This is a genomic window from Lacrimispora sinapis (genome assembly GCF_043633585.1).
Classification (GTDB): Bacteria; Bacillota; Clostridia; order Lachnospirales; family Lachnospiraceae; genus Lacrimispora; species Lacrimispora sinapis.
The window spans coordinates 2,840,024-2,859,754 of record NZ_CP141832.1 but is presented as its reverse complement, the minus strand read 5'-3'; the positions used below and the strand labels follow the sequence as shown (position 1 = coordinate 2,859,754).

General features: G+C 42.4%; 23 protein-coding genes. 20 read left to right on the top strand and 3 right to left on the bottom strand.

What is annotated here, in order from left to right; translation table 11 throughout:
- From VIG27_RS13435 to holA, 4 genes are read left to right on the top strand one after another with little or no spacing between them, the layout of a single operon-like run.
- Positions 1-1,443, top strand: a complete 1,443-nt coding sequence (locus VIG27_RS13435) for a sensor histidine kinase (protein WP_394523030.1) — start codon at positions 1-3, stop codon at positions 1,441-1,443.
- A gap of 19 nt (positions 1,444-1,462) precedes the next feature.
- A complete protein-coding gene (locus tag VIG27_RS13430; protein WP_394523028.1) occupies positions 1,463-2,446 on the top strand; it encodes a GerMN domain-containing protein in 984 nt (327 codons plus the stop codon).
- 53 nt (positions 2,447-2,499) lie between these two features.
- Entirely contained in the window at positions 2,500-4,878 is a 2,379-nt protein-coding gene (locus VIG27_RS13425) for a DNA internalization-related competence protein ComEC/Rec2 (RefSeq protein WP_394523026.1), read from the top strand.
- 27 nt (positions 4,879-4,905) lie between these two features.
- The gene (gene holA, locus VIG27_RS13420; protein WP_394523025.1) at positions 4,906-5,877 is read left to right on the top strand and encodes a DNA polymerase III subunit delta; all 972 of its coding nucleotides are present in this window, start codon (positions 4,906-4,908) and stop codon (positions 5,875-5,877) included.
- A 101-nt stretch (positions 5,878-5,978) separates the two neighbouring features.
- Here holA and VIG27_RS13415 read toward each other — a convergent pair whose 3' ends face one another.
- The 3 genes from VIG27_RS13415 to VIG27_RS13405 are packed head-to-tail and all read right to left on the bottom strand — an operon-like array spanning position 5,979 to position 7,195.
- Positions 5,979-6,176 (bottom strand): DUF6774 domain-containing protein, encoded by a 198-nt coding sequence (locus VIG27_RS13415; RefSeq protein ID WP_394523023.1) that lies wholly within the window; start codon positions 6,174-6,176, stop codon positions 5,979-5,981.
- Between the two features lie 56 nt (positions 6,177-6,232).
- A complete protein-coding gene (locus tag VIG27_RS13410) occupies positions 6,233-6,688 on the bottom strand; it encodes an ImmA/IrrE family metallo-endopeptidase (protein ID WP_394523022.1) in 456 nt (151 codons plus the stop codon).
- 24 nt (positions 6,689-6,712) lie between these two features.
- On the bottom strand, positions 6,713-7,195 hold the full coding sequence (locus VIG27_RS13405; RefSeq protein ID WP_394523021.1) for a helix-turn-helix domain-containing protein: 483 nt from the start codon (positions 7,193-7,195) through the stop codon (positions 6,713-6,715).
- Between the two features lie 97 nt (positions 7,196-7,292).
- Here VIG27_RS13405 and VIG27_RS13400 point away from each other — a divergent pair, with 97 nt between their 5' ends.
- The 16 genes from VIG27_RS13400 to VIG27_RS13325 all read left to right on the top strand — a co-directional run bounded on the left by VIG27_RS13400 (position 7,293) and on the right by VIG27_RS13325 (position 19,674).
- Positions 7,293-7,562 carry a toxin-antitoxin system, antitoxin component, Xre family protein gene (locus tag VIG27_RS13400; RefSeq protein ID WP_394523020.1) on the top strand — a complete coding sequence of 90 codons (270 nt, stop codon included), beginning with the start codon at positions 7,293-7,295 and terminating at the stop codon, positions 7,560-7,562.
- A gap of 67 nt (positions 7,563-7,629) precedes the next feature.
- Entirely contained in the window at positions 7,630-8,043 is a 414-nt protein-coding gene (locus tag VIG27_RS13395; protein ID WP_394523019.1) for a phage tail terminator family protein, read from the top strand.
- A 13-nt stretch (positions 8,044-8,056) separates the two neighbouring features.
- The gene (locus VIG27_RS13390; protein WP_394523018.1) at positions 8,057-8,272 is read left to right on the top strand and encodes a hypothetical protein; all 216 of its coding nucleotides are present in this window, start codon (positions 8,057-8,059) and stop codon (positions 8,270-8,272) included.
- The gene (locus VIG27_RS13385) at positions 8,266-9,564 is read left to right on the top strand and encodes a phage tail sheath family protein (protein WP_394523017.1); all 1,299 of its coding nucleotides are present in this window, start codon (positions 8,266-8,268) and stop codon (positions 9,562-9,564) included. The genes VIG27_RS13390 and VIG27_RS13385 overlap by 7 nt, the downstream gene beginning before the upstream one ends.
- A gap of 17 nt (positions 9,565-9,581) precedes the next feature.
- Positions 9,582-10,055, top strand: a complete 474-nt coding sequence (locus tag VIG27_RS13380; protein WP_394523016.1) for a phage tail tube protein — start codon at positions 9,582-9,584, stop codon at positions 10,053-10,055.
- 21 nt (positions 10,056-10,076) lie between these two features.
- Entirely contained in the window at positions 10,077-10,505 is a 429-nt protein-coding gene (locus tag VIG27_RS13375; RefSeq protein WP_394523015.1) for a phage tail assembly chaperone, read from the top strand.
- Between the two features lie 14 nt (positions 10,506-10,519).
- Entirely contained in the window at positions 10,520-10,687 is a 168-nt protein-coding gene (locus tag VIG27_RS13370) for a hypothetical protein (protein ID WP_394523014.1), read from the top strand.
- 66 nt (positions 10,688-10,753) lie between these two features.
- Positions 10,754-13,240 (top strand): phage tail tape measure protein, encoded by a 2,487-nt coding sequence (locus tag VIG27_RS13365; protein WP_394527592.1) that lies wholly within the window; start codon positions 10,754-10,756, stop codon positions 13,238-13,240.
- Positions 13,240-13,905 (top strand): LysM peptidoglycan-binding domain-containing protein, encoded by a 666-nt coding sequence (locus VIG27_RS13360; protein ID WP_394523013.1) that lies wholly within the window; start codon positions 13,240-13,242, stop codon positions 13,903-13,905. Before VIG27_RS13365 ends, VIG27_RS13360 begins: the two co-directional genes overlap by 1 nt.
- 14 nt (positions 13,906-13,919) lie before the next feature.
- A complete protein-coding gene (locus VIG27_RS13355; protein WP_394523012.1) occupies positions 13,920-14,876 on the top strand; it encodes a hydrolase in 957 nt (318 codons plus the stop codon).
- A complete protein-coding gene (locus tag VIG27_RS13350) occupies positions 14,869-15,183 on the top strand; it encodes a DUF2577 domain-containing protein (RefSeq protein WP_394523010.1) in 315 nt (104 codons plus the stop codon). The genes VIG27_RS13355 and VIG27_RS13350 overlap by 8 nt, the downstream gene beginning before the upstream one ends.
- 15 nt (positions 15,184-15,198) lie before the next feature.
- On the top strand, positions 15,199-15,600 hold the full coding sequence (locus VIG27_RS13345; RefSeq protein ID WP_394523009.1) for a DUF2634 domain-containing protein: 402 nt from the start codon (positions 15,199-15,201) through the stop codon (positions 15,598-15,600).
- Positions 15,600-16,679, top strand: a complete 1,080-nt coding sequence (locus VIG27_RS13340; RefSeq protein WP_394523008.1) for a baseplate J/gp47 family protein — start codon at positions 15,600-15,602, stop codon at positions 16,677-16,679. Before VIG27_RS13345 ends, VIG27_RS13340 begins: the two co-directional genes overlap by 1 nt.
- The gene (locus VIG27_RS13335) at positions 16,663-17,217 is read left to right on the top strand and encodes a putative phage tail protein (RefSeq protein ID WP_394523007.1); all 555 of its coding nucleotides are present in this window, start codon (positions 16,663-16,665) and stop codon (positions 17,215-17,217) included. Before VIG27_RS13340 ends, VIG27_RS13335 begins: the two co-directional genes overlap by 17 nt.
- Entirely contained in the window at positions 17,207-18,679 is a 1,473-nt protein-coding gene (locus VIG27_RS13330) for a hypothetical protein (protein ID WP_394523006.1), read from the top strand. Before VIG27_RS13335 ends, VIG27_RS13330 begins: the two co-directional genes overlap by 11 nt.
- 575 nt (positions 18,680-19,254) lie before the next feature.
- A complete protein-coding gene (locus VIG27_RS13325) occupies positions 19,255-19,674 on the top strand; it encodes a phage holin family protein (RefSeq protein ID WP_394523005.1) in 420 nt (139 codons plus the stop codon).
- The last annotated feature ends 57 nt before the right edge of the window (positions 19,675-19,731 follow it).

The window sequence follows — 19,731 nt, the reverse complement described above, 5'->3', positions numbered from 1 at the left end:
ATGTTTCCGTTTCAGCGATTAAAGATAAAACACACCATAAGCCTGCGTGTTACCCTGATCATTGTCCTGTTTTTGGTGGGAAGCATACCGGTGTTTATACAAAATCCGGTGATGCTTGGGTCTTATAAGCAGAATCTGATTGAATCCAGAATGCAGGACATCCAGAACCAGTGCTGGATTTTAAGCAATAAGATGACCAGAATCGGGTATTTAACAATGGAACCCAAGGACCCTCTGCTGGATAACGAGATGTCGGTAAAAGCGGATATGTTCAACGGCAGGATTGTGGTGGTCAACCGCAGTTTCCGGATCATTGGAGATACCTTTTCTCTGTCATTGGGGAAAATCAATGTTTCGGAGGATGTGATCCGGTGTTTCAGCGGAGAGAACAGCAATAAATATAATTCAGAGAAGCGTTATTCCGCTTTGACCATTCCCATTTATTCCAACAGCCAGGATAAGGAGATCGACGGGGTGATGATCGTTACGGCATCGACCGAAGATATTCTTAACCGGGTTTCTGAGGTGTCGGAAAAGGGTTCCCTTTTGAATATTATGATCCTGTCCATTCTGTCCATTGTGGTATTTTTGGTGGCAAAGCTGATTATGAAGCCATTCAAGGAACTGCAGCGGCTGTTAAACCGTGCGGCAGAAGGGAATTTGGAGGAAACTATAAGCTCTCATGCATACAAGGAAACCATGGAAATAACGGAATCCATCAACCTGACTTTAAAGAAATTAAAAGCAGTGGACCAGTCCAGGGAAGAGTTTGTATCCAATGTATCCCACGAGCTGAAGACGCCCATTACCTCCATACGTGTGCTGGCCGATTCCCTTATGGGAATGGAGGATGCGCCGGTGGAACTGTACCGGGAGTTTATGAGCGATATTTCCGTGGAGATCGAGCGGGAGAGTAAGATCATTGACGACCTTCTGGCTCTGGTGCGAATGGACAAGACGTCCGGAGGGAATTTAAACATTGCCCAGGTAAACATCAACGGACTGCTGGAGCTGATTTTAAAAAGACTTCGGCCCATTGCAGGAAAGCGCAATGTGGAGTTGATTTTTGAAAGCATCCGGGAGGTGACTGCGGACGTAGATGAGATGAAGCTTTCCCTGGCCCTCAGCAATCTGGTGGAGAATGCGATCAAATATAATGTGGAAGGCGGCTGGGTCCGGGTCACACTCGATGCTGACCACAAGTTTTTCTATGTAAAAGTGGCGGATTCCGGCATCGGTATTCCGGAGGAATTCCAGGAGCATGTTTTTGAGCGGTTTTACCGGGTCGATAAAGCCAGATCCAGAGAAACAGGCGGTACAGGGCTTGGCCTTTCTATTACAAAAAAGATCATTCTCATGCATCAGGGAGCCTTGAAACTTCAAAGCAAAGAGGGAGAGGGAACGACATTTACCGTAAGGATTCCTCTCACTTATATCTCATAGGAACAGGAGGAGTTGTATAATGAAACGGAGAAGCGTTTTTTTGATCCTCCTGGCTTGCCTTTTCTGTTTTACCGGCTGCCACAGGAAAGGGGATTCGGAGGCAGAGTCCGCGGGCAGAGTATATCAGATCTACTATTTGAATTCTGCCATGACAAGGATGGAACCACAAAAATACACCATGCCACAAAAGCCGGAAGGCAATAAAGCTGGAGTGACCGATTGGGAAATCATCCATCTGATCGAACAGCTGCGGACGGTGCCAAAGGATTTGGACCGCCAGGCGGCGGTGCCGGATAAAGTAGGATTTGAACGCTATAAGCTGGAGGATAAGGTCCTCTATCTGTATTTTGATAACAACTATTCGTTGATGAACAGCACCAGGGAAATTCTGTGCAGGGCTTCGCTGGTAAGGACGCTGACCCAGATCAATGGGGTGGATTATGTGACCGTATATACTGCGGAGCAGCCGCTGATGGACAGCACCGGAAGTCCCGTAGGTCCCATGGCAAATTCGGATTTTATTGATAATATCAGCAATGTCAACTCCTATGAAAAGACGGAGCTGGTGCTGTACTTTGCTGATGAGACCGGGGAAAAGCTGGAAAGAGAGACAAGAGAAGTGGTCCATAATGTGAATACTTCCCTGGAAAAGCTGGTCATTGAACAGCTGATTGCAGGTCCGGGGCGGGAAGGAATGAATCCCACCCTTCCAAAGGATACCAAGCTTTTGAATGTATCGGTCAACGAGAGTGTCTGTTATATTAATTTTGATTCTTCCTTTTTAAATAATACGTTGGAAGTAAAAGAGTATATTCCCATTTATTCCATCGTCAATTCCCTGGCTGCGGTGACCTCCATCAACAAGGTGCAGATTACCGTTAATGGTTCTCAGGAATATATGTTCCGGGATTCCATTTCCTTAAACCAGGTATTTGAACGAAATCTGGATTACAATGCGGAAAATGAGGAAGCATTGAGTGAAACAGGAGGAATAGAACAATAAAACGCCCATTATGTCTGATCGCAGGGGGATTTGTACTTGGAGAGACTGCCGCTTTGCTGGCTCTGACATCATGGCTTTTAATTCCGGCATTATTTGGTGCCGGGATGATTCTTTATGGTTATTGGAGAGGCAGAGACTTTCGTTGGATCTTATTGCCTCTCCTTTTTCTGTACCTGGGAGCTGCCTGGGCACATGGGGACCAAAAAAAATGGGAAAAACGGGAGAAATCCATTGAAGCACTTACAGAGACTTATGTGGAAGCCAGAGGAACAATTACTTCCATTGAAGAGGAGGACGGGACTTTTGAAATCCTTTTAAAAGACAATCGGGTATATCCGCGCAGCGGCAAAGACCGGGATAAAACAGATTGTTTTTTAATCCCCGGACTGATGGTGACCTTTAAGGATTTTAAGAAAGAAGAAAAGAACAGTTCCATCGTAAGCTTAAAAGGGCTTGGAATCGGAGAGACCGTTCTCATAAGAGGAGAGGGAAAAGCCTTTTCAAGAGCCAGGAATCCGGGGGAATTTGATTCCTGGGAATTTTATAAGGCCATGGGCCTGGATTTAAAGATTTACGGCAAAGAGCTGGTGGTTCTAGACCCCGGAAAGGACCCTCTCCTGGAAGGCATCCGTCAGGTAAAGCTGTGGATTATAGAAACTTTTTACCGTCTTACCGGAGAAAAGGATGGGGGAATTTTTGTGGCGGCGGTGATTGGAGATAAGGACGGCATTCCAAAAGAGATCAATGACCTTTACCAAAAGAATGGAATTGCCCATCTTCTTGCGATCAGCGGTATGCATATGTCTGTGATCGGGCTGTTTTTCTACCGGATTCTGCGAAAGATGGGCCTTGGTTATGGAAGGGCAGGGTTGGCAGGTTCTCTGTTGGTGATCCTCTATGGGATATTAACCGGTAATTCCCCGTCTGTGGCCAGAGCCGTGATTATGATGGTCATAACATTTCTGGCTTCTTATCTTGGAAGGACGTATGATCTGTTATCCTCAGCTTCTCTGGCCCTGATCCTGCTGTCACTGAAATCTCCGCTGCTTCTGATGCAGGGCGGAGTTCAACTGTCCTTTGGAGCCGTTTTCGCAATTGGAGGAATGATGCCAGCCATGGCAGAATGGGCAGGGAAAGAAAAGCCCCTTGTTAAGGCCGTATCAACCGCGGTGGCCATTCAGGTGGTCACCTTGCCTGTGGTGTTATATCATTTTTATCAGCTTCCCCTTTATGGAATCTTTCTTAACTTTCTGGCAATCCCCATTATGGACGCGGTTGTTTATTCCGGACTTGCCGTGATTTTTCTCGGAAGTCTCTGTCCTTTCTTGGGGATCGGGGCGGCGGGGATCGGTCATTATATTCTGGTTTTCTATGAATTTGCCTGTAAAAATATCGCAAAGCTTCCCTATAACAATTTAACCTTTGGACGGCCTGATACCAGGCGCCTTGCTGCCTATGGATTTTTTTTAGCGGCTCTGTTTTTCATTTTAAAAATAGCAGCATCCTTTGGGAAGAATAAGGAAGAGGAGGAAAAGTCTTCTCCATATATCTGCCGTGTTTTGCTTTTATTTGTGCTGTATGGATTCAGCATCCTGTTTTTTCGGCCTTCGCCTGTCAAGGGCCTGGAAGCCATGTTCCTTGATGTGGGGCAGGGAGATGGAATTCTTTTGCGGACTGGGAAATCAACCATACTCGTAGATGGTGGAAGCACTTCTAAAAAATCCCTGGGCGAATATACGCTGGAACCATGTCTGAAAAACCTGGGGATCTCAGCAGTGGACTATGCATTTATTAGTCATGGAGATTTGGATCATTTAAGCGGTGTCCGCTTTCTGCTGGAAACCAGTGATGATATCAGGATCAAAAATATCATGCTTCCCTGTCAGGGAAAAGGCGATGAGAAGATTAAGGAACTGGAGGAGCTTGCCAGAAAGAGGGGGACCAAGGTGATATATCTGGCGGGCGGTGATGAGCTTACGGTGGAAGAACTAAAAATTACCTGTCTTTATCCTGGGAGATCGGATATTCCTGAAACTGTAAATGCGCAGTCGGAGGTTCTGAAAATGGATTATGGAAGCTGCCACATGCTGTTTACCGGGGATATGGGAGAGAAAGAGGAAACCAGGCTTTTGGAGCGGTTGGGAAAGAAAGGACTTTCTGAAATTAATGTTTTAAAGACCGCTCACCATGGATCAAAGTATTCTTCCAGTGAAGCATTTCTTGAAGCCGTTTCTCCCCGCTGGGCGGTTATTTCCTATGGGGAGAATAATACATACGGACATCCTCACAAGGAAGTACTGGAACGTTTTAAGGGGCTGGGGGTGGAGGTGTTTAAAACCGCAGAAGAGGGAGCCATCCGTTTATGGACCGATGGGATGAAAATCCATTTTTCCAGTTACGTTGACGCAGACGGATTCTATGGGTATAATTAAAGAAGGAAAAAAGAGAGGAATGGCACCATGCAGACGTTAGCTCAGGATATGAAAGAACACAGCTTTAAGCCGGTGTATTTAATATACGGAGAAGAAGTATTTCTTAAAAACAGTTATAAAAATAGAATGAAGGCTGCCATAACCGGTGGCGATACCGTGAACTTAAACCAGTTTGAAGGAAAGGGAATTGATATAAAGGAACTAATCAGTCTGTCCGATACCATGCCATTCTTTGCGGAAAAGCGGTTGATTCTTATAGAAGACAGCGGATTTTTCAAGAGTCCGGCTGAGGAACTGGCCGCTTATTTATCCCAGATCCCGGACACTACCTGTATGATATTCGTGGAATCCGAAGTGGATAAACGAAGCAAGATGTTTAAAAAGGTGAAAGAGGTAGGTTATGTCTGTGAGATGGGGCGTCAGGATTTGGGACAGCTTGCAAAATGGGCGGGTACCATTCTGTCCAGAGAAGGGAAAAAGATCACAGGAAATACCATGGAGCTTTTTTTGAGCAAGACAGGGGACGACATGGAAAATATCAAAATGGAGCTGGAAAAGCTGATCAGTTATACCCTTGGCAGGGACATTATCACTGCAGAGGATGTGGAGACAATCTGCACAGAAAGGGTCACCAATAAGATTTTTGATATGGTAACTGCCATTGTCAACCGGCAGACCAGGAAAGCCATGGACTTATATGAGGATCTGTTGACGTTAAAAGAACCGCCCATGAGAATCCTGTTTTTGATTGCAAGACAGTTTAATCAGCTGCTGCAGGTGAAGGAGCTGATGGGAAAAGGGCTGGACAAGGGCAGCATTGCTTCAAAGCTTAAGATTCCCCCGTTTGCCGCCGGGAAAATCATGCCTCAGGCAAGGTCCTTTTCTAAGGAAGCCATTCTTTCTTATGTGAATTTATGCGTTGATGCAGAAGAAGCGGTAAAGACGGGAAGGCTTTTAGACCGCCTGGCAGTGGAGCTTTTGCTGACACACAAGTATTAAGGAACCGGATAAAGCAATAAAACCCCAAAAGTATCATGCTGATCTGTCATATGCATGGTACTTTTGGGGTTTTTCGGTTGTATCTTAACGGAAGCTGCTTTTTAAGTTTCATCTTTGCAGCAGCACGGATCTTCATCGGAACGACTGGAGCAGAAAGCCTCTTGGGCAGAAATGGTTCCCAGGGTGTCACCCAGCTGGGAAAAGATACAGCTGAGCAGCGCGATTTCCTCATCGGTCCTGTCTTTTGCAATGCAGCAGGCCAGAGAGGAAACGAACATGACAAGTTCACAGGATTGCATAAAGACATCACCTCTGAATAGTATATGTAGGAGCAGCCAAACAGGACAGAGAAAATTCAGTCCAACAGTCTATAAATATTAAAAGGTTCAAAAAGGATGATATAATCGTCTTTTTGAAAGCCTTTTCCATACTTTGCCTGATAGCAGGAGATTGCTTCCTGCAAAAATTCTTCGGTTACATCTAAATATTCTGCGATTTCATAACCATTTCTGCAACCGGCTTCCTTGGCGGCAACCAGTTTTTCCACAGTAATCATCTTATTATAGGCCCAGAGCCTTGCTGTCCGTTCCTGCTTTTGGTTGCCCACGTCGGATTGGTCTAAAATATCACCGATGGTGGTGTGGTAGTGGCCCAGCTCTTCTGCCAGAACGCAGGCTTTCTGGCGGTTCGGCATATTCTGGCGAATCAGGATATTGGTACCCCGGATCCGCCCGTCATTGGCAAGAAGCGGTTTTTCTTTTATTGTAATCCCATTGGATTCTGCTTCTTCTAATAATGCTTCATAATTCAAACAAATCACCTCAACGAGTTAATTTTATTCATCAAAAAATGCATCATCGTGCCGCTTCATATCCTCAGTCACTTCTATATCCGTTCTCTCGTGAGCCGCCACCGGAGTAAGATAGGACTTATTCTGGGTATTCAAAACCTTTCCATTGCCCTGATCTTTCATATACTCAGGAATATGGACCATTTCTTTAACACGTTTTAATGCCTCTTTCTGACCTTTTTCATTCATTTGCTGGAAGTTTTCAAGCATCTCCCCTGCATCGGTACCGAAACAGCTGCTGACATAATCATATGCAGAAGCCGTGTCATTCTCCCAGCCCATCAAAAAAGCGGGAGTGGTTTTCAATGCATTTGCAATCGCTGTTATCTTTGACTGAGGAAGTCCTCTGCCATCCACTTCGATTTTATTAATGGAAGAACGGGATTTGTAGCCTGCCTTTAATGCCAGCTCTTCCTGGGACATGCCAAGTTCTTCCCGCCTTTTTTTTATGATCTGTCCTATCTCCATAGGATCACCTCCATAGAATTATTATACCACAGTGTAGAAAGATTTTCAACAAATTTCCAAAAGTGTGTTGACAAAAGCGGGACAAAGGAGTATGATAATGAATGTAGACGAAATGACTACAAAAGGGAGGGCAGGTATGACAGATACGGTTCGTCTGAATGAGGAGATCAAGCGATCCGGATTGAAAAAAGGATGGATAGCAGCAAAATTGGGCTTATCCAGCTATGGATTTCTCAGAAAGATTAACAATGAGAGCCAATTCAAGGCCGGAGAGATCAAAGACTTGTGTCAGCTGTTGAAGATTACGTCTTTAAAGGAAAGGGACGAAATTTTTTTTGCTGACGATGTAGACAAAAAGACTACATAATGAATGATGGGGGAGGAGAGAGGAGGTGCTGGAATGGCAGATAAGAAGAGGACGAAGGAGGGAATGCATGTATAACGAAATTCTGGATGGGATTGTAAAAAAACTGCAGGATCTTTTTCCCGAAATGGAAATCATGATAGATCCCTTGAGAGAGGGAGAGGGTAAGCCCTGCTTCCATGTCGGAATAACAAAGTCTGAAGAACAGCCGGTAAATGGGAACCGATATTTTCGCAGCATTGGAGTTTCAATTAAATATTATCCGAAAGAACCGGGAAATGCTTCCAGAGAAATGAATCAGGTACTTGCTGTTTTGATGGATGAATTTGAGTATGTCCTGGCAGAGAGCGGTTCTACTTTCAAAGGCAGCAGCAGAAACGGAACCATTGAAGGGGGAGTTTTATACTTCCAGGTGGATTACCAGATTTATATTTTAAAATCCCATGAAACAGAGCAGTCCATGGAAAACATGAAACTAATGTAAGAGAGGTACAGTTTTGGCAAAGAATGATGTAAAAGCAAAAAATGATGTAGAAGCAAAAAATCAGGCAGAAAGTGACCGTTTTACAAGGAAACAGCTTGTCTGTTCAGAAAAGTATTGCAATCATAGTGATTTATTATGTGCGTTGCTTGAAGATGGAAAGCAATACACGCTGTCAGAAGCAGATGAAATTATGAACAGATTTATGAAAGGAAAGGTGAAAGTATGTTAGGTGGAGGAAATTTTACAGTACAAAACAAGGTATTCCCAGGTGCGTATATTAACTTTGTAAACCGCGTTTCTGCAAATGCATCCGTAGGAAACAGGGGCGTTGCAGCAATTCCCATGGTTCTCTCCTGGGGACCGGAAAAAGAGCTATTTGAGGTAACTTCAGAAGAATTCCAGAAAAATGCGAAAGAAATCTTTGGTTATTCTGCAGAGGAAGCCCCAATGCTTCCAATGAGAGAATTATTTAAAAATATGACAAAGGGAATTTTTTACCGGTTAAATGAAGGGGTGAGAAGCTCCAATGATTATGCTTCGGCAAAATATTCCGGGGAACGCGGAAACAGTCTGATGACAGTCATTACAAAGAATGTTGATGATGCGAGTAAATTTGACGTTAAAACGCTGTTTGCAGGCAGAGAGGTGGACACTCAGACCGTAGCAGCAGCTTTGGAATTAAAGGACAACCATTATGTGATCTTTAAAAAGGAGGCGTCACTTGCTGAGACAGCCGGTATTCCGTTTACAGGCGGTACCAACGGAGATAGTGTAACAGGTGAGGATTATACCTTGTTTTTAAACAAGATTGAGAGTACTTCTTTCCAGACTCTTTGCTGCCCATCCGCAGATGATCATGTAAAGGCTTTGTTTGTTGCTTTTACAAAACGGATGAGAGATGAGGCAGGCATCAAATTCCAGACGGTCATGCATCAGTATTCAAAAGCCGATCATGAGGGAATCATTTCCGTTGAGAATGAAACAGAAGAGTCTCCTACAGGTCTTGTTTACTGGGTAACTGGTGCAGAGGCTGCCTGCGAAATCAATAAGACCAACGAAAACAGAATCTATGACGGAGCTTACACGGTTAAGACCTCTTATACACAGAGTCAGCTTTTAAATGGCATGAAAGCAGGAAAGTTTCTTTTTCACAAGGTGGGAAATGAGGTCTGTGTGCTTACAGACATCAATACCTTGGTTACTTATACCAGTGAAAAAGGAGAGGATTTTTCCAATAATCAGACCATTCGGATTTTGGATCAAATTGGGAATGATATCGCTTCTCTGTTTAATACACGTTATCTTGGAAAGATTTCCAATGATGCTGCAGGCAGGGTAAGTCTTTGGAATGATATTGTTACATACGGAAAACAGTTAGCAGTATTAAGGGCGATTGAGGCTCTGGATGCGGAAGCGATTACCGTAGATAAAGGGGAAGGAAAGAGATCGGTTGTGGTCAATTTCCCAGTGCAGCCAGTAAACTGTATGAGCATTTTATACATGACAGTTGTTGTATCATAAGAAGGAGGTAATGAATAATGAGTAATATTACGATGAACGCGTGGGATGCAATCAGCGCAACAAAGGCAGAGTGTTATATCACAATTGAAAATGAACGTTACAATTTTATGCAGGCATTGAAACTGGAGGCAAAGATTGAAAAGGTGAAGTCCGAAATCCCGATCTTAGGACGGACCATGAAAGGCAATAAAACGGTTGGTATGAAAGGAACTGGTTCTGCTACCTTCCATTACAACACCAGCATTTTCCGGGATATTTTGTATAAATACCAGCAGTCTGGAAAAGACCTCTATTTTGATATCCAGGTTACCAATGAAGATCCTACTTCAAGTGTGGGCCGCCAGACCATTATTTTAAAGGATTGTAACTTAAATGGTGGAATCATAACCAAATTTGATGCAACCGGTGAATACCTGGAAGATGAATTTGAGTTTACATTTGAAAGCTGGGAAATGCCGGAACGGTTCGGAAAAGTTGCAGGAATGCAGTAAAGAATAAAGGAGAATAAGATTATGGGAGATTTAAGTTGTTTTTTAAGCCAGAATACGGTTAAAGCAGAGCGTGAGAAATTTGTAGCATCCAGACGGTTTGTAGGTGCGGATAAAAAACCGGTGGAATGGGAGATCAAAGCCATTACCTCCAAAGAAGATGAGGATTTAAGAAAAGAATGTACCAAAAGGGTTCCTGTGACAGGCAAGAAGGGTCAGTACACGCAAGAGACAGATTTTAACTTATATCTTGGAAAACTGGCAGCCGAGTGTACCGTTTATCCCAATTTAAATGATAAAGGTCTGCAGGATTCCTACCATGTTATGGGGGCGGATGCTCTGTTAAAAGCCATGCTGACAGCTGGAGAATACGCTGGATATCTGGAACGCATTCAGCAGGTGAATGGCTTTGACACCACTCTGGAAGAGCAGGTGGAAGAGGCAAAAAACTAATTGAGGGGGGCGATATGGAGGCAAACATTGCCTACTATTGCCTCCATAAGCTCCACAAATGGCCTCATGAGTTTTTAAGCCTAGACCGGTACGAACGGGCATTTGTTATGGCAGCAGTGCAGTTGAAGCTGGAAAATGATAAAAAGGAAGCCGCTAAGGCAAAGGCCGGGAGACATCGGTAAAGGGGAAGGGCGTCTGTGGGCATTCTTCCTAATATGGAAGGAAAGGAGGAAATTTGATTGGCTTCAGTGGAATATTCGCTTCAAATTTATGATGGAGCAAGCAAGGCTTTAAGTGTCATTAACAACTCAATTCAAAGTGCCGCTAAGTCGTTGGAGAACTTTCAGAGAAAAGCCTCAAGATCTTTGTCCCTCTCATCGTTTGCTGGAATAGAAAAAAGCCTTTCTATTATTGACGGAGAGTATAGAGAAGTGGCAGACAACATATCTGATGCAGATAAAAAGCAGAAAAAGCTGAATAAGTCTACAGAGGAACAAGAGCAAAAAATTGGCAAGGTTAAAAAGGCTTGGCAAAAAGTTATGAGCAGCATGGATAAAATTGGACTTGCGAAAAGCCCGATGGATATGATAGCTCAAGCAAACAATGTAAAAATAGCCGGCAACTCGATTCAGGCTAAAACCGGGTTAAAGGGTGAAAATCTTGATATGGCGAAGCAAAGTGCTCAAAATCTGTATCAAGATAATATGAGCAAAAGCCCTCAGGAAGCCGCTCAGAGTTTATCATCTGTTTATCAGATGACAGGAAAAACAGGGGAAGGCTTAGAGCAGGTAACCCGTGCGGGACTGCTTTTGCAGGATACTTTTGGTTACGGTCTGACAGACAGTATTAAGTCTGCCGGCATGCTTCAGCAGCAGTTTGGCTTAGAAGGAGCAGAAGCATTTGATTTAATTATTCAGGCGACACAGTCAGGGCTTAATAAAAACGGAGACCTTTTGCAGACCATTAACGACAGCAGTGAAGGGTTTCAAAATTTGGGCCTTGGTGGTCAGGAAATGTTTAACATGTTAATCAATGGAGCACAAAATGGCAATGTTTCAGTCGGCACGCTGGGAGATGCAGTAAGTGAATTTTCCGCAAAAGCTGTCAGCGGAGGACAGGATGCTTCAGAAGGATTTTCTGCTCTGGGGCTTGATGCGGGAAAAATGACAGAAGCTTTTGGAAGTGGCGGAGAGACGGCAAAGCAAGCATTTTTGGAAACGGTAAATGCGCTTAACAATATGGATGATTCAGTGAGCAGGAATATTGCCGGAACCAAATTATTTGGAAGTTCCTGGGGAGAGCTGGGCCAACAGGGCATATCTGCTCTATCCAATTTAAATGGATCCGTAGAGATTTCTTCTCAAAATTTAAATGAGCTAAATCAGCTAAAGTTTAGTGATGCCACTAGTGCGCTCACGACCCTTGCAAATACCATTAATATGGGCCTGGCAGGTCCTATGACCGGAGTGGTACAGGTCATAACCAGTACGCTTAATGACTTTACAACAGGCCTGCAAGGAAATGTAGAAAATATCAACGGTATTTTTGGCATGCTGGGCTATGGGATTGGACTTGTAGAAGGATTTGTTTCAGACAATTGGTCCATAATAGGACCGGTAATATATGGAATTATTGCGGCTTTAAATGCAAAAAAGGCTTGTGAATTAGCAGGAGCAGCTGCAACTTCAATTTTAGAAATTGCACAAAAAGCATTGAATAAAGCATTCTGGACATCCCCGATCGGTCTTATAATTATAACCATAATTGCTCTGATTGCAGTGTTTTATGCAGCTGTGGCAATTGTTAATAAATTTGCGGGAACTTCATACAGTGCAACTGGATTAATATGCGGTGCATTTTCCATAGTAGTAGCATTTATACAAAACAGTATTATGGCAATGTGCGAATTAGTATTTGCGGTGATTGAATTCATTGTAAACAAAGGCGTTGCTTTTGCAAATTTCTTTGCAAATCTATTCAATGACCCGGTCGGATCTATCATACATTTATTTGTTGACATGGCAGATTCTGTTCTTGGTGTAATTCAAAAAATAGCAAAAGGATTAGATATTATTTTTGGTAAAAATATGGAAGCTTCCGTGAAGGTTTGGAAAGAAGATCTGGCTTCATTTGGAGATAAATTTGCAAAGGATCATGGAAACGGGAAGTATGAAAAAAAGTTTAACCCTTTGGATATGGACGAATTTGCCAGTCAATTTGGATTTTCAGTTGAACGTAAAAACTTAACGGAAGCTGGTAAAAGCGGCTATGAGAAAGGCTCAGATAAGAATCTGTTTGGTGGTGGTTTTGATAATATGAAAGGGATACTGGGAGGCAAGAATAACCCTTTTGACCCTTCTAATTTTGGCGGTGATTCAAACAACGAAAATCAGCCGGACCTGTCATCAATAGAGAAAAATTTAAATTTAAACAGCCAAAATAATTCCTTAGGTGCATCAGGCATTCCCAACAGCATATCCCAAAACACCGGTGCTACCGCCATGAACACAGCGGCGATGACAAATACCATGGATGTGATGGATGAAGATTTAAAATATATGAGGGATGCAGCGGAGCAGGAAATTATCAACCGGTTTACGCTTGCAGAATTGAAATTGGATGTAAATAACAACAATACCATTAAAAATGTAGCAGATGCGGATAACGTTTTACGCATGCTCAGTGATACAACGGCGGAAGTACTTTGCTCCTTTGCGGAAGGGGTGAATGCATAATGGCTTATGAAGTATACATTGATGATATGCTGCTTCCTTTGCCGCCTGAAAAAATCCCGGTTAAGTACAGCAGCCAGAATAAGACGGTAAACTTAATAAACGGAGAGGAAATCAACCTGCTAAAGCCTGCTGGTCTTGCAGAAATCAGCCTTGATGTGACCATTCCCCAGATGGATTACCCCTGTGCGGTGTGGGATGGGAGCTTTGATGATGCAGAAGAATTTATAGAAAGGCTTAAGGAATTAAAAAAAGGGAAAACACCTTTTGAATTCATTGTTATCCGTGAGGGAGCGGGCGGAAACAGTTTCTTTGACACCAGTTTGGATGTTACTTTGGAAGAATACAAAGTATCTGATGATGTGTCGGAAGGAGTTGATGTTCTTATATCCCTTACGTTAAAAGAATACAGGCATTATGGAACCCACATTCTGAATTTTATTCTTTTAGATAAGGAACATGCAGAAGCGGAGAATCCGGAGGAAGAGCGGCAGGGACAGCCCTCTCCGGCAAAAACCTACACAGTAGCAAAAGGAGACTGCCTTTGGTCGATTTCCAAAAAGGTGCTTGGAAATGGTGGCCGCTGGCGGGAAATCTACAATTTAAACCAGGATAAAGTGAAAAACCCTAATCTTATATATCCGGGCCAGATTCTTACGATGCCATAGAAAGGAAGGGAACAATGGAAGCACATTTATATATCCAAAATGGAAAGACCGTTTATGAGCCAGTGGTCCAGGGAAGCATAACCTGGGAAATACAGCGAACCGGACAGCCTGGAAAATGTACGTTTACTTTGATCCCAGACAGCATCCTAACCATTGAGGAGGGCAATGCCCTCCGACTGGATGTCAATGGGACAACGGTTTTCTTCGGTTTTATATTTGAAAGAAACTGGAGCAGCAGCGGTGAGGTGAAAATCACGGCTTACGACCAGCTCCGGTATTTGAAAAATAAAGACAGCTATAATTATAGGGATTTAACGACGGGTGATTTGATTAAGATGATTGCGGGGGATTACAACTTAAAGGTCGGAGAATTGGTGGATACCGGACAAAAACTAAGCAGAAATGAAAAAGATAAAACACTGTTGGATATCATCATGAACAATTTAAATCTAGCCATGATTTACAAGGGAAAGTTATTTGTTTTCTATGATGATGCTGGAAAACTGACTTTGAATGACATGGAAAACATGAAGCTTGACGTTGTCATTGATGACAGAACTGCTCAAGATTACGACTACAAGGTCAGCATTGATAGTGATACATACAATCAGATTAAACTCTATCATGATAACAATTCGACGAAGAAGAGAGAGGTCTACACGACAAAAAATTCGGAAAATATCAATAAATGGGGAATTTTACAAAAATATGAATCCATTGAGGAAGGGGTTGACGGCCAGGCACAAGCGGAAAAATATTTAACCAAGTATAATCTTCCTTCCAGAACCCTGACTATAAAAGATGCGTTTGGAGATATCAGAGTGAGGGCAGGATGCCTGATCCCAGTGGTAATGGATATCAAAGATATGATCCTTAAAAAATACCTTGTGGTCGAATCCGTAACCCATAAAATTGACACTGGAATCCATACCATGGATTTAACATTGAAAGGGGCAAATATTAATGGCTGATGTAGAGTGGGTGGAAAATATTAAAAAAATTGTCATTCAGGCAATGGAAGCCGGAGATCCGTGCGATGTCATACCTGGAACGGTAATAAGTGAAACTCCTATGGAGATTCAGATAAGCCAGAAAACCATTTTATTTCATTCGCAGATCATCATCCCCGAACAATTAAAAGACCATGAACGGATCATGAATATACCAGGAACAGGAGAGGTGACGGTCACTGTAAAAGGCGTATTAAAATCAGGGAAAAAAGTTCTTCTTCTTCAAAAACGGGGGGGACAGCAATACGTGGTCATAGGCACATGGTAAGAAAGGAGGATTTTCATGCTACCGGCAGCAGGTGACATTTTACAAAAAAAATTAAAAATAGTTCAAAAGCCCTCAAAAACCTTTCGGTTAGATACGGAAAAGAAAAGAATCTTTGATATGGTAGATGGTCTGGAAGCAGTCAGGCAGTCTGTTTATTGTATTCTTAATACAGAACGGTTTGAATGGCTGATTTATAGCTGGAATTATGGGGCAGAGCTTAAAAATCTGTTTGGGAAACCGGCAGGACTGGTCAAAGCAAAAATAAAGAAACGGATCAGAGAGGCTTTGCAGCAGGATGACCGTATATCTAAGGTGGATTCGTTTTCCTTTGGTTTATCCGAACGAAAGCTCCACGTAACTTTTACCGTACATACAATGTGGGGAGAGGTTGAGGCTGAGAAAGAGGTGAGTATTTGATGTATGAGGATATGACATATGAGACAATAATAGGCCGTATGCTGGACCGGGTTCCCAACGGACTTGATAAGAGGGAAGGGTCTCTGATTTATACCGCCCTATCAGCGGCAGCAGCGGAAATGCAGGTCATGTACATAGAGTTTGATACCATATTAAAGGAGACTTTTGCAGAAACGGCTTCCAGAGAAAATTTGATCCGCAGGGCCGCAGAGAGAGGTATGGAGCCAAGTCCTGCAACAAACGCCGTTTTTAAAGCAGTTGCAGACCCTGAATCAGTAACCGTAGAATTAGGTCAACGGTTTCGTCTCGGAATTTATTATTATACCGTTACAAAAATCATTGGGAACGGTATCTATCAGTTGACCTGTGAAACAGCGGGAACGGTTGGAAATCGCCAGGTTGGACGTTTAGTTCCCGTGGAAACTATCTCAGGGCTTACTTCCATAGAACTGACCGATCTTCTCATCCCCGGAGAAGACGAAGAGGACACAGAGGCCTTTCGTAAAACCTATATCAATTCATTTATGGAGAAATCATTTAGCGGAAACCGCAAGGATTATTTGGATAAGACCAATGGAATTCCAGGAGTAGGTGCCACGAAAATCACAAGGGCATGGAATGGTCCCTCTACGGTAAAGCTGACCATTTTAGATTCCAACTATAATAAAGCGTCGGATCTGCTGATACAAACTGTGCAGGACGCAATGGATCCGGCAATGTCAGGAAATGGAGATGGTCTGGCTCCCATTGATCACGTAGTAACCGTTGATACGGCAGAAGAGATTAAAATTCAGATGAAGTGTACCCTGGAATATGAGAGCAGCTATGAGGAAGAAGACCTGAAGGCTCAAATCAAAGAGGCGGCAGAATCTTACTTAAAAGAGCTAAGAGCCTCCTGGGAGGGGCTGGGGGATCATGGCTGCGTCGTAAGAATATCCCAAATTGAAGCCAGAATTTTGGCGTTAGAAGGAATTTATGACATTAAAAATACGCAGATCAATGGAGCTGCAGAAAATCTGGAATTGAATAAAAATCAGATTCCGGTATATGGAGGGATTGAAATTGATTCGAGAAGTTGATTTATTGTCCTATATACCCGATTTCCTGAAGGAGTATGAAGAAATGCGTGTCATTCAGGAAGTTATGGAGCCTGAAATACAGCAAATGGAAGATGAGACAGAGGTGCTGTTTCATAATCAGTTTATATCAAGTTCAGATGTAAAAAGCCTGCGCCGTTATGAGAAGATGTTGCAAATGCAGGTGACGTCTCAGAATACACTGGAAGACAGACGGTTTAAAGTGTTATCCAAGTGGAACCGGATTATTCCATATACGAAAATCACATTAAAACAGAAGCTTTCGGTGCTTTGCGGGGAAGATGGATACACACTGGAAATCACTCCGGAAAAAAGAGTCATAATCCGTGTGGCTTTGAAAAGCAAGAGAAATTTAAACGAAGTAAAAAAAATGCTGGAAGAATTCGTACCATGCAATATGGTGATTGATTTAGATCTTCTCTATAACCAGCATCGTTTGCTCAGCAAATTTACACAGAAACAATTGGGAGCCTGGAGTCACAGGCATATAAGAAATGAGGTGCTTATCAGTGGCGAATGAAACAAACAACTATAAGCTTCCAAAGCCGGAAGCGGATGATTTCTATGATATTTCAGAATACAATAAGACCATGGATCTTTTGGATGAATCTCTAAATGATTTGGATAAAAAGAAACTGGATAAGAACGGCGACGCTTCGGCAGCCGTTACACAATTTGAGCAAGAGGTTTTAAGAGAGGATATTGAATCGGGGGAAACGCTATCCGTCACTCATGGAAAAATAAAAAAGTGGTTTTCAGAAATGAAAGACGTAGCCTTTTCAGGAAAGGCAAAGGATATCGTTCCTGATGCCGCTCATCGCTTTGTGACAGATACGGAAAAAAATGACTGGAATGGAAAGGTTTCTGCTTCTGGCGGGGATGTTTCGGAGACGGTTATTGGGACATTGGAAACGATTGATACGAAGTATCCGGTTCCCTCTGCGGGAGAGACAACAAAGGTGTTCATGGGTAAGGTAGGGAAGTTTATGGAGGATATAAGGCCCCTAAATACCCATATTACGGTGTATGTTTCAACAACTGGGTCAGATTTGACCGGTGATGGTACCGAAACGAATCCCTACCAAACGATTCAACATGCTATAGATATATTACCAAAAGACTTAGGTGGACATGTAGCTACTATAAATATTGCAGCTGGGACCTATACAGAAAGTCCGCAGATAATAGGATACTATAATGGAGAGCTTAGAATTTACGGTCCTGCAGTAAAGTCAACGGGAAGTATAAGTTGTAAGATTGTAGGAAACTTTTTGGCAACACGTTGTTTCTATATAGAAATTAAGTATGTTGAGGTTATTAATACTAAAGTGACAAGTTTTAACATTCTACAGTGTACTGAATTAAATATTCAATACATTAAATCTATAACAGCGTCACAAGATCCTGGGATCACTGTAGTTGGTGTTAAACGATTTTACATTGACCAAACAGAGGTATCAAATAGAAATGTAGGAATATTATTTGATAACTCCGTTGGTTGGATAGCAGCCATATCAGGCTCAAATAATGGGATAGGTATAGCAAGTGAATGGGCATCAAGCGTAACCATATTGGGTAACATTAGCATTGGTTATAACGAAAATCAGTTTGTTAGTAATTTGGGTGGACAATTTATACAGTCTAACGGTTCACAAATCGCTTATTTAACCTCTTCCGGGTTGAGTTGCACTTGGGGAACGTTGTTAGGAGGATACTCTAGACATGGAAATCTAAATGTTGCAATGGTTTCCATAACCTTAAATGTTACCGTAACCTCAGATTTGACTGCGGGACAGATTTATAGAATATCTGGTTTTCCGTCGCTTTCATTCTCTAATAGCGGAATAGCTGTAGCATCAAGTCTCCCTAGAGAGATGGGGTATTGTGTTATGATTAATAACGTAATAGAACTTTCGCCATCGAATAATATTGTTGCAGGTAGAGGATTTGGATTAAGCGTAACATATTTTACTAACCAATAAGGGGGGAGATAATTAATGAGCAAGAAATATGAAACTATATAGTGAGAAACACAATTCACAATATAGCAAGTGAAGCTGCAGCCTAAATGATTTGAGTGGTGAGCTTGACAAGATTGTTTAATATCATACAAGAAAATATGATTTTACTGGAAAAATGAAATTTATTTTTGTTTTTTAATTGGAACTTAAATAATGCAGGGAACGGATATGAGAGGCAATACTGTAATAATTCTTTTGGGCAACAATACCCATTTTTTCAGCATCTGATATTCAGCTACTGATTGAAAAAGCTATGTTTCATTTATCATATTATTTCCCTACGGTTATAATTACGTATTTTGGATTTATAAACGGTTGTATCGTTAATATATGGTTGGGTTGGGGGATCTGGGATTTTAGTAAATACATGAAAATATCCTGGGTTAGATTTGCCCTTTTTTTCTTTTCTGGTTTTGGATCAGTGGGGCAGAAATTTATTAGATAACTGGCTGAGTTACTTTCTATTTTTTTAATGAAGAAAAACCCCATTACAACCTATTTAACTAATCAAAATAAAAGAAGTGAGGAAAAACAAAATGAAAAATATTTTATGCACAACAATAGGCGTAACAGGCAGTCTTACTGCCTCCCTATTCGGCGGCTGGGACACCAGCATCGCCACCCTGATCCTTTTCATGGCCATTGATTTTTTCTCTGGCCTTGCAGTAGCAGGAGTATTTCACAGCAGTACCAAGACAGAAACAGGCGCCCTGGAATCCAAAGCCGGATGGAAAGGATTATGCAGAAAAAGTATGACCCTGTTCTTTGTCCTAATCGCCCACCGGCTGGATCTATCCATTGGGACAACCTACATACGAGACACCGTTGTCATCGGTTTTATGGCAAACGAACTGATATCCATAGTAGAAAACGCAGGCCTTATGGGGATCCCGCTACCTGCGGTACTAACAAAGGCCATAGACATTTTAAATCAAAAGTCTGTGCCAATGAAATAAAATCCCCCCATCCCCCCACAGGGACACCATCCTTAAACTTATCATATTATAAAATTG